The sequence below is a fragment of the Bartonella sp. AP30XZML genome (assembly GCF_042195945.1).
Lineage (GTDB): Bacteria > Pseudomonadota > Alphaproteobacteria > Rhizobiales > Rhizobiaceae > Bartonella.
In genome coordinates this window covers 1-15,568 of sequence record NZ_JBHIPJ010000008.1, presented here as the reverse complement: position 1 = coordinate 15,568, position 15,568 = coordinate 1, and the positions used below count along the sequence as shown (strand labels likewise).

Annotated in this window: 10 protein-coding genes and 1 pseudogene; 5 read left to right on the top strand and 6 right to left on the bottom strand. The window is 41.2% G+C overall.

What is annotated here, in order from left to right:
* Positions 1-509 precede the first annotated feature (509 nt).
* Positions 510-880 (top strand): annotated as a pseudogene (locus ACFIL2_RS00265) (helix-turn-helix domain-containing protein).
* Positions 881-1,272: 392 nt separating this feature from the next.
* Here ACFIL2_RS00265 and clpB read toward each other — a convergent pair.
* Positions 1,273-3,852 (bottom strand): ATP-dependent chaperone ClpB, encoded by a 2,580-nt coding sequence (gene clpB / locus ACFIL2_RS00260; protein WP_375677254.1) that lies wholly within the window; start codon positions 3,850-3,852, stop codon positions 1,273-1,275.
* A gap of 456 nt (positions 3,853-4,308) precedes the next feature.
* On the opposite strand from clpB, the gene ACFIL2_RS00255 reads away from it, so the two are divergent.
* Positions 4,309-5,340 (top strand): DUF3472 domain-containing protein, encoded by a 1,032-nt coding sequence (locus tag ACFIL2_RS00255; protein WP_375680432.1) that lies wholly within the window; start codon positions 4,309-4,311, stop codon positions 5,338-5,340.
* Positions 5,341-5,551: 211 nt separating this feature from the next.
* Here ACFIL2_RS00255 and ACFIL2_RS00250 read toward each other — a convergent pair whose 3' ends face one another.
* A complete protein-coding gene (locus ACFIL2_RS00250; RefSeq protein WP_375680433.1) occupies positions 5,552-5,752 on the bottom strand; it encodes a hypothetical protein in 201 nt (66 codons plus the stop codon).
* Positions 5,753-7,090: 1,338 nt separating this feature from the next.
* Here ACFIL2_RS00250 and ACFIL2_RS00245 point away from each other — a divergent pair.
* Entirely contained in the window at positions 7,091-7,462 is a 372-nt protein-coding gene (locus ACFIL2_RS00245) for a helix-turn-helix domain-containing protein (protein WP_375639404.1), read from the top strand.
* Between the two features lie 427 nt (positions 7,463-7,889).
* Here the strand turns inward: ACFIL2_RS00245 and ACFIL2_RS00240 are convergent, their stop codons facing one another.
* The 4 genes from ACFIL2_RS00240 to infA form a co-directional block, all read right to left on the bottom strand.
* On the bottom strand, positions 7,890-9,098 hold the full coding sequence (locus ACFIL2_RS00240) for an MFS transporter (RefSeq protein ID WP_375680435.1): 1,209 nt from the start codon (positions 9,096-9,098) through the stop codon (positions 7,890-7,892).
* Between the two features lie 620 nt (positions 9,099-9,718).
* Positions 9,719-10,003 (bottom strand): DNA gyrase inhibitor YacG, encoded by a 285-nt coding sequence (yacG, locus tag ACFIL2_RS00235; RefSeq protein WP_375611670.1) that lies wholly within the window; start codon positions 10,001-10,003, stop codon positions 9,719-9,721.
* Positions 10,004-10,024: 21 nt separating this feature from the next.
* A complete protein-coding gene (locus tag ACFIL2_RS00230) occupies positions 10,025-10,738 on the bottom strand; it encodes a Maf family nucleotide pyrophosphatase (RefSeq protein WP_375680434.1) in 714 nt (237 codons plus the stop codon).
* 218 nt (positions 10,739-10,956) lie between these two features.
* Positions 10,957-11,175 carry a translation initiation factor IF-1 gene (gene infA / locus ACFIL2_RS00225; protein WP_004857577.1) on the bottom strand — a complete coding sequence of 73 codons (219 nt, stop codon included), beginning with the start codon at positions 11,173-11,175 and terminating at the stop codon, positions 10,957-10,959.
* A gap of 1,770 nt (positions 11,176-12,945) precedes the next feature.
* On the opposite strand from infA, the gene ACFIL2_RS00220 reads away from it, so the two are divergent.
* Positions 12,946-13,311: a helix-turn-helix domain-containing protein gene (locus ACFIL2_RS00220; protein WP_375639402.1), complete on the top strand. Its 366-nt coding sequence runs from the start codon at positions 12,946-12,948 to the stop codon at positions 13,309-13,311.
* A 738-nt stretch (positions 13,312-14,049) separates the two neighbouring features.
* Complete coding sequence (locus ACFIL2_RS00215; protein WP_375639403.1) at positions 14,050-14,415, top strand: helix-turn-helix domain-containing protein; 366 nt, start codon at positions 14,050-14,052, stop codon at positions 14,413-14,415.
* Positions 14,416-15,568 lie beyond the last annotated feature (1,153 nt).

The window sequence follows — 15,568 nt, the reverse complement described above, 5'->3', positions numbered from 1 at the left end:
AGCCCGAAAACTCGTACATGAATTTGTCCCGCTTTGCGGATATCCCGGAATTCCGGGAGTTTTTGCTATGTCCAGGTGCTTTGGCACTAAAAGCAAAATGCTGATTCGAGGTCAGTGCTTTCAGGCTCCCGGAATACCAATGCGAGGGCGCTCGCAACCGGAGGGGGACTTGAAGTGCCAACTAAAAATCCATATTTCGCACTTTTTTAAAAAGTACCCAATCTTATAGTCTTTGATATTATTTTAATTTTTCTTGCCAATTTTCTGAAATTGCCTTATGAATTGACCTGTGTTTTTGATCGTATACGCAGCGGTCAAATAGGGAGCTAAAAGCCCGAAAACTCGTACATGAATTTGTCCCGCTTTGCGGATATCCCGGAATTCCGGGAGTTTTTGCTATGTCCAGGTGCTTCTCAGCACTAAAAGCAAAAAAACTGATTCGAGTTCAGTACTTTTAGACTCCCGGAATACCAATGCGAGGGCGCTCGCAACCGGAGGGGGGGCTTGAAGTGCCAACTAAAAATCCACATTTTATCGACATTTTGATAGGCAAAAGAATCCGTCATAGACGCATTGCAATGGGACTTTCTCAAAAAGAATTAGGAAGCCATTTAGGTGTCAGTTTCCAACAAATCCAAAAATACGAAAAAGGCTTCAATCGTGTAAGTGCCAAATGTTTACTGGAAATCGCTCAAAAACTAGAAGTTCCTATGAACTTTTTTTATGCAGACATTGCCACAAAAGAAGATCTTCCCACAAAAAAAACCTCTTACACCACAATCAAGAAACCTATAGCGAAAAAGAACACACCCTTTTGAAAAACTTTAGAGAGCTCCAGCCGAAAAAACAAAAAGCAATCTTGTGGCTAATTTCTGATTAAGCAAAAGCGCAACGATCAACATTATTCCATTCATATCCCCCTTAAGTCAAATTCAGATCAGCTCCCCACACCCCCTCAAAGAGCAGTGTTTTACGGCGGATAAACGGCATTTCTCTTTAACGCTTTTACGCACAAAGCAATAAAGCAATCCCGCTTGTGACTTCACTTATAACATTGCAAGAAAATAGCTTTCACTACAACCAGAAGTAAAAGAATCCTACGATATTCGAAAACGCTGATTTAACATGCAAAAACACCAGCCACTCCCTTTGCTTTGCAATAAAATACCGCTTGTCTCATCGTGATTTTTCTAAATCAGCACGCCTCAAAGAGCGGTGTTTTATCACATAATAGGATTATCACCGCCCTTTATACCATGAATTTTTCCAAACTTAATCTTCAGGCAAAAATTCCAACCGATCTCCTTGTTTTGTAATTTTCACCGTTGTCTCATCGTGAATTTTTCCAAATAAGATATTTTCCGCCAGTGGATCTTGAATTTCTTTTTGAATAATCCGTTTAAGCGGACGCGCACCATAGAGCGGATCATAGCCTTTATCGGCAAGAAATTTTCTCACCTCTGGCTCGATTTGCAAAGTTATTTTGCGTTCATTGAGCAAATTTTGCAAATGTTCTATCTGAATATCGACGATCGCTTCCATATCGTGACGGTGCAGCCTTTGAAAGAGAATAATCTCATCAATACGGTTTAAAAATTCAGGACGGAAAGCCGCTTTAACGACATTCATAACATCATTTTTTGCCTGATCTGTTGCTTGCCCTTCAGGCAAAGCAGTTAAAAACTCAGCACCAAGATTAGAAGTCATAATCAGCAAGGTATTGCGAAAATCAACGGTACGTCCTTGACTATCAGTCAAGCGTCCCTCATCCAACACTTGCAACAAGAGATTAAAAATATCAGGGTGTGCTTTTTCAATTTCGTCAAACAGAATGACCTGGTAAGGTCTTCTACGTACAGCCTCCGTCAGCACCCCACCCTCTTCATATCCAACATATCCAGGAGGTGCCCCAATCAGCCGCGCCCCAGCATGTTTTTCCATATATTCCGACATATCGATGCGCAACATGGCATTGGAGTCTTGGAAAAGAAAAGCGGCAAGAGCTTTGGTTAATTCGGTTTTCCCCACACCAGTAGGACCCAAAAACATGAAAGAGCCAAGCGGACGATTGGGATCTTGCAACCCTGCACGCGCGCGGCGTACAGCACGAGAAACAGCTTGAACAGCCTCTCCCTGACCAATCACACGTTTGCTAATTTCATCTTCCATCCGCAACAGCGCCTCCCGTTCTGCCTCCAGCATTCGATCAACAGGAATACCGGTCCAGCGTGAAACAATCCGCGCCACATGTTCAGCAGTGACCGTCTCTTCAACGAGATGATTTTGTTGGTCATCATTTTCCGCAATACTCAATTGTTTTTCGAGTTCAGGGATAACGCTATAAGCGAGCTCTCCAGCGCGTTGGAATTGTCCATCACGTTGTGCAATAGCCAAAGCATTACGGGCTTCTTCGAGTTGTTTTTTCAAATCAGCAGCATGCCCTAATTTTTGTTTCTCAGCCTGCCAAGCCGTTGTCATCTCAGCGGACTGTTGTTCCAATGTTTTCAGTTCCTCCTGCACGCTTTTCAAACGTTCTTTTGCTGTTGGCTCGACATCTGTTTTCAAAGCTTCCCGTTCGATCTTCAACTGTAAAATACGCCGATCAACAGCATCGAGTTCTTCCGGCTTTGAATCGACCTGCATGCGCAACCGCGCCGCCGCTTCATCGATAAGGTCAATAGCTTTATCCGGCAAGAAGCGATCCGTAATATAGCGGTTAGACAAACGCGCCGCCGCAATCAAAGCACTATCAGCCAAGCGCACTTTGTGATGTTGTTCATATTTTTCCTTAATACCGCGCAAAATAGAAATAGTATCTTCCAAAGAGGGTTCAGGTACAAAGACAGGTTGAAAGCGGCGTGCCAAAGCAGCGTCTTTTTCGACATATTTTCGATATTCATCGAGCGTAGTAGCGCCCACACAATGGAGTTCTCCGCGTGCAAGAGCAGGTTTTAACAAGTTAGAAGCATCCATAGGACCATCAGATTTTCCAGCGCCAACAAGATTGTGCAATTCATCAATAAAGAGGATAATTTGTCCATTTTCAGCTTGCACCTCTGCCAGCACCGCTTTAAGGCGCTCTTCGAATTCCCCACGATACTTTGCACCAGCGATAAGCGCTCCCATATCCAACGCATGAAGCTGTTTATCCCGCAAAGTTTCAGGCACATCGCCATTGATAATGCGCAATGCCAACCCTTCCACGATAGCTGTTTTCCCCACCCCAGGCTCACCAATCAACACGGGATTATTTTTGGTACGCCGTGAAAGCACCTGAATAGTGCGGCGGATTTCTTCTTCTCGCCCAATCACAGGGTCGAGTTTTCCTTCACGGGCGTCTTTTGTGAGATCCCGGGCATATTTTTGCAAGGCATCATATTGTCCTTCAGCATGGGGGCTTGTTGCTGTTTTTCCTTTCCGCAGCGCATTAATTGCCCGATTAAGCGCTTGCGGGGTCAATCCTCCACTTGTTAAAATATCGGCTGTTTTTGCGGTCTTTTCCATGATCAGCGCTTGCAACATGCGCTCCACGGTCACAAACTGATCACCGGCTTTTTTCGCAATATCCTCAGCCAGCGCGAAAACTTTTGCCAATGGCTGCGAAAGATAGAGCTGTCCATTTCCCCCCTGCACTTTAGGCAAAGCATCAAGTGCTTCTTTTAGCGCCTTTTGAATAAGAGTAAGATCACCACCAGCGTTTTGGATAAGCGATGCAGCCAATCCTTGAGAATCGTCTAACAACACTTTCAGGAAATGCTCCGGCAAAAACTGCTGATGATCAGAAGCAAGAGCGCTATTTTGTGCTGATTGTAAAAAACCCTGCACGCGTTCGCTATATTTTTCCAAGTTCATTTTTTTTCCTTAAATCTCAAGCCATCACCACACTTTAACCTCTCCAATATTCCACAAAAGAAACATCCAGAAAGGATTTTCCAGCCTCTAAAAAACACCGCGAAAAAAGCAGCAAGAAGAAGAACCATAGTGCTAAAAAGAATATGGGTTTCTACAAGCCTCATAGCAAGAGGGAGAAAAAAATACGCTATCATTTTAAATAAAAACCGCAACTTTTCTTATACCCCCCATCATCACTCCCCTTTTTAAACCATCACCCCTAAATTCCACCATTAAACTTAAATTTGAACAGCAGAAAAGGAGCATGCAAAAACACTTTAAACAAAGTAGTCTTTACAGCATATAGTTTAGAGTAAACATTAAAGTATTTTCTCTAATTTTACTTAACAAATCATTGAATGTATGATTTAATACTTATAAAGTTACACTATTTTTATTAAGATAGAGGATTTGAGTATGTACCATACTGTAAAAAAGGTTATTTTAATACTTTTATTCCTTCTAATAAGTAAACCAAGCTATGCCGTTTTTGCCGGCAAAGTTATTACAATAGAGCATGAATGGCTTGCAAATGCATCATTTGATCTATTTGTTTTCACCCAGCAAGTAAATTACGATGGTGGACCTAACTCCATCTATTTCTGGGGAAATAAATTTGAATTCCAAAACGGGAAAAGTGGACAAATTGGTTTTTTCAACAGGAGCGGCCGTACCATTCATTTTTCTATCTGGAATGCAACGGGATGGAAGGGTAATACATGTAAGCATTTTACTCAGGAAGGTTCAGGAGTACGATGTGAAATCAAGTTTCCATGGGAGATGGGACGCAGATATCGATTATATGTTGAAAAAAATGAAAATCTAGTTACAGCGACAGTAGTCGATTTTATAACGGGTAAAAAAGTGAATATTGGGACCATAGAAGTACCAAATACATTTGGACAACTCCGTAAATCTTCAAGTTTTGTTGAAGACCATTCTCGTTGGAAGAGACATCTCTCCTCCTGTTATGATTTAAGTCCACAAAGTTCGATTTTTTTTGAGCCTCAAGGCATAAAACAAAACAAGCTACACGAAGGAAGTCTGAGAGTTTCTAATCAAGGAAAGTGTCGAGATTCTGACTTCATCCAAACATCATGTACATCCAACTTTTGCATGACAAGTATAAGCGACTTTGGAGGTTTAGCCTCGCCTACTACTAAACCAGAAATACCCATTTCCAATGAGAAAGATCTGTCTGCAGAAACAATTTCTAACGTTTTGAAACAAAAAGAGCTTGTCGTTATTCGTTCAAAAAATCGTTCTTGGGCACCCAATATCTTTTTGCCATCTCCTGATTCATTTAAGTGGAAATCAATCTTTATAGATCATCTAGCGGCTTTCAGTTCTACGCTTCACACCACTCACGGCACACAAAAGATAACCACAGGTCAAAAGATTATGTATATGTCTGATGGAAAAACTTGGAAGATTATGAAAAGAAACTAGCTTTTTTTCTTCTTGATAAGCCCCTCACTCCCCTTTGAAAACAACTGGGGGTGAGAAAGTTTTTTTTCATTTCCCCACCACGGCTCCCTTTCCCAGTTATTTTTTCGAGCCCTGCTCTCATCCCCTTTAACTTCCCTCGTCACCATACTTTCCAGGGCATTTTCTCCATTCTCACCCCCTTTCAAAACCACAATACCCTTTAATAAAAGCCTCACCTCCCTCTTCTATCACCCTCACACCATCCCTTCACGCATCCCTTTGCACTACCCCGCCTCTTATCCACACCCTCCCCTTGTCCATAGGCACTCTCTCCATTCCACGCCCCCCTTTTCTCTCCCATCACACATTCACGACTTACAGCACTCTTCATTCCAGCTTCCCTCCTCGATTCACAAGCTCGTTCTCCCCCCATTCATCTCACCCCATCCATGCCAGATAAAAGCCCAACGTGACCCCAAAACACGCACAATACATAAATCCATAAATCCTCCGCTTCACTTTTACAGATTCACATTTTTACGTTTTTACATCATTACAGAAAACAACCAACGAAAGGTTCACCCCACGCACCGCTCTGTAAACACTGCTCTGCAAAAATCTGATTTCTTGTCTATCAGATTCCCCTGCTGATTATTTCATACGGCTATCCCACATATCAAAAAATGCTGTTTCATCAGACAAGACAAATAAGCCCTTCCTCCAAATATTCTCCACATACTCTTCTCCAGAAAACGCACTTAACACCCCTTTTCATCCCAGCTTTCCCCACTCCACTCACAAATGCATTCCCCATTTATCTCACCACATTCCACGCCAAATAAAAGTATACACAAAGCACAAATCCCCGTATCATTTTACGGATATACGTTTTAACGCTTTTACGTTATCACAGAAGTCAGCCAAATAAAATTTCCACATCACCACCCGCGCTGCTCTGTAAACACTGTTTTGAAAACGAAACCAGCTTTTTGCCTAGTACCTTACAGTCTCCACCCCCCAAAAAAGACAGCACTTCACCAGGCTCAACAAATCAAGCCCTATCATGAATATTCAAGCTCTTCACTCCCCCTTCAAATAGCGCCGTTTTACGGTATAACAGAATAGAAAATTTTTCATTTTTCTTGCCAATCTTCTGAAATTACTTTATCACTTAAAGTGTAATTTTGGTCGTCTACGCAGCGATCAAGAGGGAAGACAAGCCCTAAACCCTAGCGTACAATTGAGCCTACTTTTGTGGGTATCCCGGGATTCCGGGAGTTTTTGCTATGTCCAAGTGCTTTAAGCACTAAAAGCAAAAGGCTGACTGAGCTCAGTATTTTCAACCTCCCGGAATACCAATGCGAGGGCGCTCGCAACCGGAAGGGGGGCTTGAAGTGCAAACTAAAAATCTAAATTTTATCGACATTTTGATAGATAAAAGACGCGATTTATAATCCATATTTCGCACTTTTTTAAAAAGTACCCAATCTTATAGTCTTTGAAATTATTTTGATTTTTCTTGCCAATCCCCTGAAATTACTTTATCACTTAAAGTGTAATTTTGATCGTCTACGCAGCGATCAAGAGGGATTCAAAAACCCTAAGCTCTAGCGTAAAATGAGCCCACTTTTGTGGGTATCCCGGAATTCCGGGAGTTTTTGCCATGTCCAGGTGCGTTTCCGCACTAAAAGCAAAAAAACTGACTAGAGCTCAGTATTTTGACTCCCGGAATACCAATGCGAGGGCGCTCGCAACCGGAGGGGGGCTTGAAGTGCCAACTAAAAATCCACATTTTATCGACATTTTGATAGGAAAAAGAATCCGTCACAGACGCATTTCAATAGGACTTTCCCAAAAAGCATTAGGAAGCCATTTAGGTGTCAGTTTTCAACAAATCCAAAAATACGAAAAAGGCTTAAATCGTGTAAGCGTAGGGTATTTACTCAAAATCGCCCAAAAACTGGATATCCCTATAAGCTTTTTTTATGCAGACATTGCCACAAAAGAAGATCTTCCCACAAAAGAAACTCTCTTACACCACGACCAATACACCTATAGCGAAAAAGAACACACTCTTTTGAAAAATTTTAGAGAGCTCCAGCCGAAAAAACAAAAAGCAATCTTGTGGTTGATTTCTGATTAGGAAAAAGAGCAACAATTAACATACCCCCTGCCTAAAGTTTCCCATACCTGATATCACCATACCTCCAAGAATGATATTTTACGGCATGTAAGATAATTCACACTATAGCTCCTCGTTTTCTGTTTTCATTATTGCTTCAAGTCAAGCTGATTAAGGATTGGCAGCTGAGTTTTTAAGTTTGACTATTCGTAGCAAAGCGGAGTTAAACAAAAATGACATTGTCGCTCAAAACCATGCCCCCTATTGCGTTTACGAGACAGTGGAACCGTATCAAGAAGGCAAAGCCCCGAAAAAAACATATAAGCGGCTAAGTAAAAATCAAAAATTGAATCTATGACGTTGAAAAAGCTGCTCTATGTTGGATTATCTCCACGTCCTCTAAATCTCAGAAAAATGATTTAAAACATTTGTTTCATTGATGAGCCAATCATTGAGATCGAACAATTAACAAAGAACGGTTCACCAATATCCTAATAGCCAATAAACAGAATAATCCACTCAATCCAGAAAGAAGGAACAATTTTCCAGCCGAAGTGTGACCTAAAACAAACGCTCCAACAAAGGGCGCCACCAACATAGCTAAATTTTGTATAGACTGCACCCATCCGGAAGCCACCCCAATCTGTTCATTGAAATTGCTTACCAGATAAACGTTAGAAGATATGGAAAAGTAAGCGCTAACCATTCCAATAAGGAAAAAACAGAGCAACAAAGTCTCAATACGGAGTAAATCAAAGTAAAAAAAGCACACAGAGATCATGACAAAACCAATCATTGTTGACATTGCCGGCATTAACAACTCTGATATTTTGCCTGTAAGGGGTTTATGCTTAGATTGTTTCACACTCCAAAACCCATAGAGAAAATTACCGATTGCCGAAGCCGATACCAGCATCCCAAGAGCTTGTTTATTCATTTTCATTGCACTAAGAATAACTGGCAACTGATTATTCACCATAAAGATCATGGCAAAATACACAAACATCACCGCCACATAGGCATACCAAGTTGTCCCATAAAGCCTATGCTTTGATTTTATGGTATTCGCTGTTTTTATCATGAGTGACGAGACAGGTTGTGCACCAAGACAACAAAACACGATAAAGCCTAGCAATGTCAAAAATCCAGAAAACAATAAAGTATAGGTATCTGACAAAAGTACAGACAGAGCACTCCCCAAAGCAGGTCCTATCATCTTTGCTGCGCTATTGATCATGTTAAGCACAGAATAGTAACGAGTCCGTCCGTTTTCAGGCACCGAATTTGCACTAAGAACGGAAATTGCAGGCATAGCTAGACTGTTGAATGTCGCTCGAATAACTGCCAGTATAATAAATCCTTGCAGACTCGTCGCCATCAATAAACCGACAGTACAGAGTGCCCGTAACAGCAGTGACGCCCGCAGCCAATGTATCATAGAACGGTGACTTACCAACATTCCAATTGGCTTAGACAGAACGATACCAGGTAATAATGTTGCCGCTCCAATCAAAGCGACGTCATATTGATCAGCTTTCCACGTGAACACAGATACGGTCAAAATCACGATATAATCAATCCAGCCCCCAAATGACACCATACCATTACCCAGCAAAAGCACCAACAAGCGATTTTTTGTTGCCCCATCTCTTTGCACCAAAACACACTCCCCTTCTTTTTCGTTAGTAATACTGATTGGATTATCAATTTTTCTTCACACCCTAAAGGCACCAACAACTTTCACGCAACAAAGCACCAACAAGCGATTTTTTACTGCCCCGTCTCTTTGCACCAAAACACGCGCCCCTCTTTTTCGTTAGCAATACTGATTGGACTATCAATTCTTCCCTCACACCCTAAAGGCACCAACAACTTTCACGCAACAAAGCACTAACAAGCGATTTTTTGTTACCCCGTCTCTTTGCACCAAAACACGCGCGCCCTCTTTTTTCCTTAGCAATACTGATTAGATGATCAATTTTTCCTCACACCCTAAAGGCATCAACAACTTTCACGCAACAAAGCACCATCAACCTTCATGCAACAAAGCAATTTATAATTATCCATGGTAAACAAAACCTTTGGGAATAAGTCTTAGATATGTATTAAAACTTCCATCGTTGATTGAACTTAATCTGCGTCTTTGCGAATGACGATAATAAGCAAGCCGTTAATCCAGCTCTTAAATAGATTGATATAGGATAATCCCGCGCGCCTCCCCTTCAGTTCCCACACAAAAAAACGCTTTAGCGTTCTTTCTCAAGAGGAATATCCCCTTTATTCTTCTTCATCACTTACTTGTGGTGGGGGTGGTAAAATATAAGAGCCTGAAAGCCAACGATTAAGATCAATAGCTCGGCACCGTGTGGAACAAAAAGGATAAGAAGATTTTTGTGACATCTGACCACAAATAGGACAAGGATGCGGAGGACGGGTCTCTTTTTGCAAATTTAGCTCTTTTTGTTCTTGGCACACCTTTGTCATTGGCTTCTTCATTAACTTTTCTTCTGTTGCTTTTTTTTCATTTTTGCTTTTCTCTTTTTGTTGCTTTTCACCTTGCATTGATCTTACCTTAAAGTTTTTCTAATGCGTTTGTTCAGCCCAATGAGTGAAAAGTGGATAGTGATAAGCGGTCAAGAGATCGGCTGTTTCAGCCAAAGGCAATCCCACAACATTAGAATAAGAACCCGTGATATGGACAACAAAAGCCCCTGCTTTTCCTTGGATAGCGTAGCCACCCGCTTTCCTTTGCCATTCTCCTGAAGCAAGGTAAACCTTCATCATGGCAGAGGTTAAGCGTCTAAAGCGAACACGACTTTCAACCAATTTTACGGTTATTTTTCCACGTTCATTGAGCGCACAAATGGCACCATAGACCTTATGCGAACGCCCAGAAAGGTATCGTAAACATTCATAAGCCTCATCCTCGCTTTCTGGTTTGGGGAAAATGGTCCGCCCAACAGCCACCACCGTATCAGCCGCCAAGATAATCATTTTCTGTCCAGGTAATTTTTCTTGACTATTCTGCAACTCGTCTTGACCATTCTGACTGTACCAGCGCAAAATTTTTTGGGCTTTCAGTGCTTTTTCTTTTGCCAAACGTTTGGCAAGGTTTGCAGGATGTTCTTTTAATTTTGGCGTTTCATCAATATCGCTTGCATAAACCTGCTGGGGATCAATCCCTATTTGTGCCAAGAGCGCTAAACGCCTTGGCGAAGCGGAGGCAAGCACCAAATGAATTTCTTCTGTAAGAGTATCTGCCAAACGTTTTTCCCCCCACTCTCTTATATTTCTCATTTCCACCCCTTCACAATTGACTTCCCTCTCACCCCCTTTAGCGCTCCCTTTTAAGCGCTATTGATCTCCTTATCCTTTTTCCGCAACGATTTTACAGTTTTTCAAGGCTCTTCAAACACTCCCCTTTTTTCACTCATGAAAAGCAAACTAAAAAACTGTTAAAAAATAATAGAAATAATATGATAGCTTTTAGAAAAAAGTGCAAGCCACCCACGATGCTACTTATAGCGATATGTAATGCGCCCTTTTGTCAAATCATAAGGTGTCATTTCCACCATGATTTTATCACCGGCCAACACCCTAATACGATTTTTCCGCATTCTACCAGCGGTATGGGCAATAATTTCATGATCATTTTCCAGTTTCACACGAAACATCGCGTTAGGTAAGAGTTCAGTAACGATACCAGAAAATTCTAAAACTTCTTCTTTTGACATAAACAAACATTTCCTTTACAGTGCACATATTTTGTTAAGCTGTGCGTTATTTCCAGCGTTCATACCCTATTTTCTTAAGTTTGTGAATAAAAATTCCACAAAAAGGGAAAGGTTTTTCAAGTTTACTCTTCCATGCTCTCAAAAAACGTCATCCCACACCTTAAGAATCAAAACTTTTTTTTCACCAATTTTACCCGCTAATTCCCTTCAATTTTTATGATGATTTTGGTTTCAGTGTGACAAGAAATTACGCTAATTTTTTCCCCTAAAGCATTTTCCCAACACCTCTGACTAATCCCTCTACAACTTACGAACAATCATCCTCTCTCCAACTTTTCCTCACCTTCCACACCTTAAACATGCGCCCTTCAGATAAACACCACTCCCCGACGCCAGAAGCCCCTCCTTTTCTCAAAAACCTTCTCCATTCTTCACACCATTCACAACATGCTTCACCGCCCCACACTTCATACTCTACGCATTTCCCATAAAGCCTTCCCCATTTTCTCTCTCTTCACACGCTTCCTCTAAGCCACTCCTTCCATTTATGTTGTTCTTCCTACCTTTGAAAACACGATCCCTATACATTGCGTATCATTAACCACAACGCCTCTAACGACATAAAGCCTTTTCCTTTTTTGCAAATTTCCGTTTTTACGCTTTTACATATTTACAGAATATAGCCAAATGAAACTTCCACACCGCACCACTCTATAAACAATAGTATTACCCCAGCTTCTTGCCTAGCCAATCTCCCCCAAGCACTTCAGATCACCCACCCTCAAACAAGATTATTTCATCAAACGCGACAAAAAAATCCAGCCTAAAATACTCATCATACACTCTAAAAAACACCTTGATAAATTGATATGCCTGATATCACCCCCCTATAAGCTCCCCTTCTAATCATGATTTCGGAGCCGCGTGAGAGGGACAAAACAAGCTCCTATGGTTCTTTTGTCAAGGACGCCTTTAGGCGCCACGTAGTGGTTTCCTTGACCTTAAGAACCAAGGCTTGTTAGTCCTCTCATTAAACGCGGATCTGATGTCATGATTTTGGTGAGCGTTCCGGAGAGTTTGAGAGGCGGAAAGCCTCTCATTAAAAAATAAAGTTTATAAATAAAAACTATTTTTATTTGCCAATCTCCTGAAATTGTTTTATTAATTGGCATGTGATTTTGGTCGTATACGCAACGACCAATAGGGATTTGAAAGCCTGAAAACTCGCTAAACAAAAATCGATACCACTTTAATGGTATCCCCGGAATTCCGGGGGCTTTTGCTATGTCCAAGTATTATAAATACTAAAAGCAAAAGGCTGATCGAGTTCAGTGCTTTCAAACTCCCGGAATACCAATGCGAGGGCGCTCGCAACCGGAGGGGGGCTTGAAGTGCAAACTAAAAATCCATATTTTATCGACATTCTGATAGGTAAAAGCGCGATTTATAATCCATATTTCGCACTTTTTTAAAAAGTACCCAATCTTATAGTCTTTGAGATTATTTTGATTTTTCTTGCCAATCTTCTGAAATTACTTTATCACTTAAAGTGTAATTTTGATCGTCCACGCAACGATCAACAGGGAACTAAAAGCCCTAAACCCTAGCGTACAATTGAACCCACTCTTGTGGGTATCCCGGAATTCCGGGAGTTTTTGCTATGTCCAGGTGCGTTTCCGCACTAAAAGCAAAAAAGCTGACTAGGGTTCAGTACTTTTAGACTCCCGGAATACCAATGCGAGGGCGCTCGCAACCGGAGGGGGGCTTGAAGTGCAAACCAAAAATCCAAATTTTATCGACATTCTGATAGGCAAAAGAATTCGTCAAAAAAGAATTGCCATGGGGCTTTCTCAAAAAGAATTAGGAAGCTATTTAGGTGTCAGTTTCCAACAAATCCAAAAATATGAAAAAGGCTTCAATCGTGTAAGCGCAGGGTGTTTACTCAAAATCGCCCAAAAACTGGAAGTTCCCATAAGCTTTTTTTATGCAGATATTGCCACAAAAGAAAATCTTTCAACACATGCCGCACACTATGATCAAGAAACATACAGCGAAAAAGAACATTCACTTTTGAAAAATTTTAGAGAGCTCCAGCCGAAAAAACAAAAAGCAATCTTGTGGCTGATTTCTGATTAAGCAAAAGAGTAACAATTAATATTATTCCATTCATATACCCCTTAAGTCAAATTCAAACCAGCACTCCACACCCCTCAAAATCACGCCATTTTATGGGATATTGATTTTTCTTGCCAATCTCCTGAAATTACTTTATGAATTGGCCTGTGTTTTTTGGTCGTCTACGCAGCGGTCAATAAGGAGTTGGATTCCTTAAAACTTAACACATAAACAATTATGGCTATCCCGGAAATTCCGGGGGCTTTTGTTATGTCCAAGTGCTTTAAGCACTAAAAACAAGAGACTGTTTAAGTTCAGTGAATCCAACCTCCCGGAATACCAATGCGAGGGCGCTCGCAACCGGAGGGGGGCTTGAAGTGCAAACCAAAAATCCACATTTTATCGACATTTCTGATTAAGCAAAAGACGCGATTTATAATCCATATTTCGCACTTTTTTAAAAAGTACCCAATCTTATAGTCTTGGAGATTATTTTCATTTTTCTTGCCAATCTCCTGAAATTGCCTTATAAATGAATACTGTAATTTTGGTCGTATACGCAACGACCAATAGGGAACTAAAAGCCCTAAATCCGAGCGTACAATTGAGCCCACTTTTGTGGGTATCCCGGAATTCCGGGAGTTTTTGCTATGTCCAGGTGCTTTAAGCACTAAAAGCAAAAAAACTGACTCGGATTCAGTACTTTTAGACTCCCGGAATACCAATGCGAGGGCGCTCGCAACCGGAGGGGGGCTTGAAGTGAAAACCAAAAATCCAAATTTTATCGACATTCTGATAGGCAAAAGAATTCGTCAAAAAAGAATTGCCATGGGGCTTTCTCAAAAAGAATTAGGAAGCTATTTAGGTGTCAGTTTCCAACAAATCCAAAAATATGAAAAAGGCTTCAATCGTGTAAGCGCAGGGTGTTTACTCAAAATCGCCCAAAAACTGGAAGTTCCCATAAGCTTTTTTTATGCAGATATTGCCACAAAAGAAAATCTTTCAACACATGCCGCACACTATGATCAAGAAACATACAGCGAAAAAGAACATTCACTTTTGAAAAATTTTAGAGAGCTCCAGCCGAAAAAACAAAAAGCAATCTTGTGGCTGATTTCTGATTAAGCAAAAGCGCACACAAAGCATAAATCCTCCGCATCATTTTACGGATATACGTTTTTATTTTACGGATCAACGTTTTGATGCTTCTCCACATTTACAGAAAGCAGCCAAACGAAACTTTCAAATTCCTCTCGCACCGCTTTGTAAACATAGGTTTGTCAACAATACAGCTTCTTACTCTAGCCAATTCCCCTGCTGATTTCAGATCACGACACCACAAAGGATAATGTTGCATCAAACGCGACAGATACCTCCTATTTTAAAATATTCTTGCCCCTTCACCACCCTAAAGTAAGATCACGCAAAGCACCGGTCAATCCCACTTCAAAAATAACTTTCCCCACACCCTCTCTCCTCAACACCCCCACCTCTTCATCCCAACTCCCCTCCCTTCATAAACTCTTCACCCCCATCCCTCTCTCGTCAACACCCCCACCTCTTCATCCCNCATATTTCGCACTTTTTTAAAAAGTACCCAATCTTATAGTCTTGGAGATTATTTTCATTTTTCTTGCCAATCTCCTGAAATTACTTTATTGATAAGCACGTGTTTTTGATCGTCCACGCAACGATCAAATAGGGAGCTAAAAGCCCGAAAGCTTAATACATAAATTTATCCCGCATTGCGGGTATCCCGTAATTCCGGGAGATTTTGCTATGTCCAGGTGCGTTTCCGCACTAAAAGCAAAAAGCTGAGTCAAGTCAGTGTTTTCAGACCCCGGAATACCAATGCGAGGGCGCTTGCAACCGGAGGAGGGCTTGAAGTGCCAACTAAAAATCCAAATTTTATCGACATTTTGATAGGAAAAAGACGCGATTTATAATCCATATTTCGCACTTTTTTAAAAAGTACCCAATCTTATAGTCTTGGAGATTATTTTCATTTTTCTTGCCAATCTCCTGAAATTGCCTTATAAATGAATACTGTAATTTTGGTCGTATACGCAACGACCAATAGGGAACTAAAAGCCCTAAATCCGAGCGTACAATTGAGCCCACTTTTGTGGGTATCCCGGAATTCCGGGAGTTTTTGCTATGTCCAGGTGCTTTAAGCACTAAAAGCAAAAAAACTGACTCGGATTCAGTACTTTTAGACTCCCGGAATACCAATGCGAGGGCGCTCGCAACCGGAGGGGGGCTTGAAGTGCAAACCAAA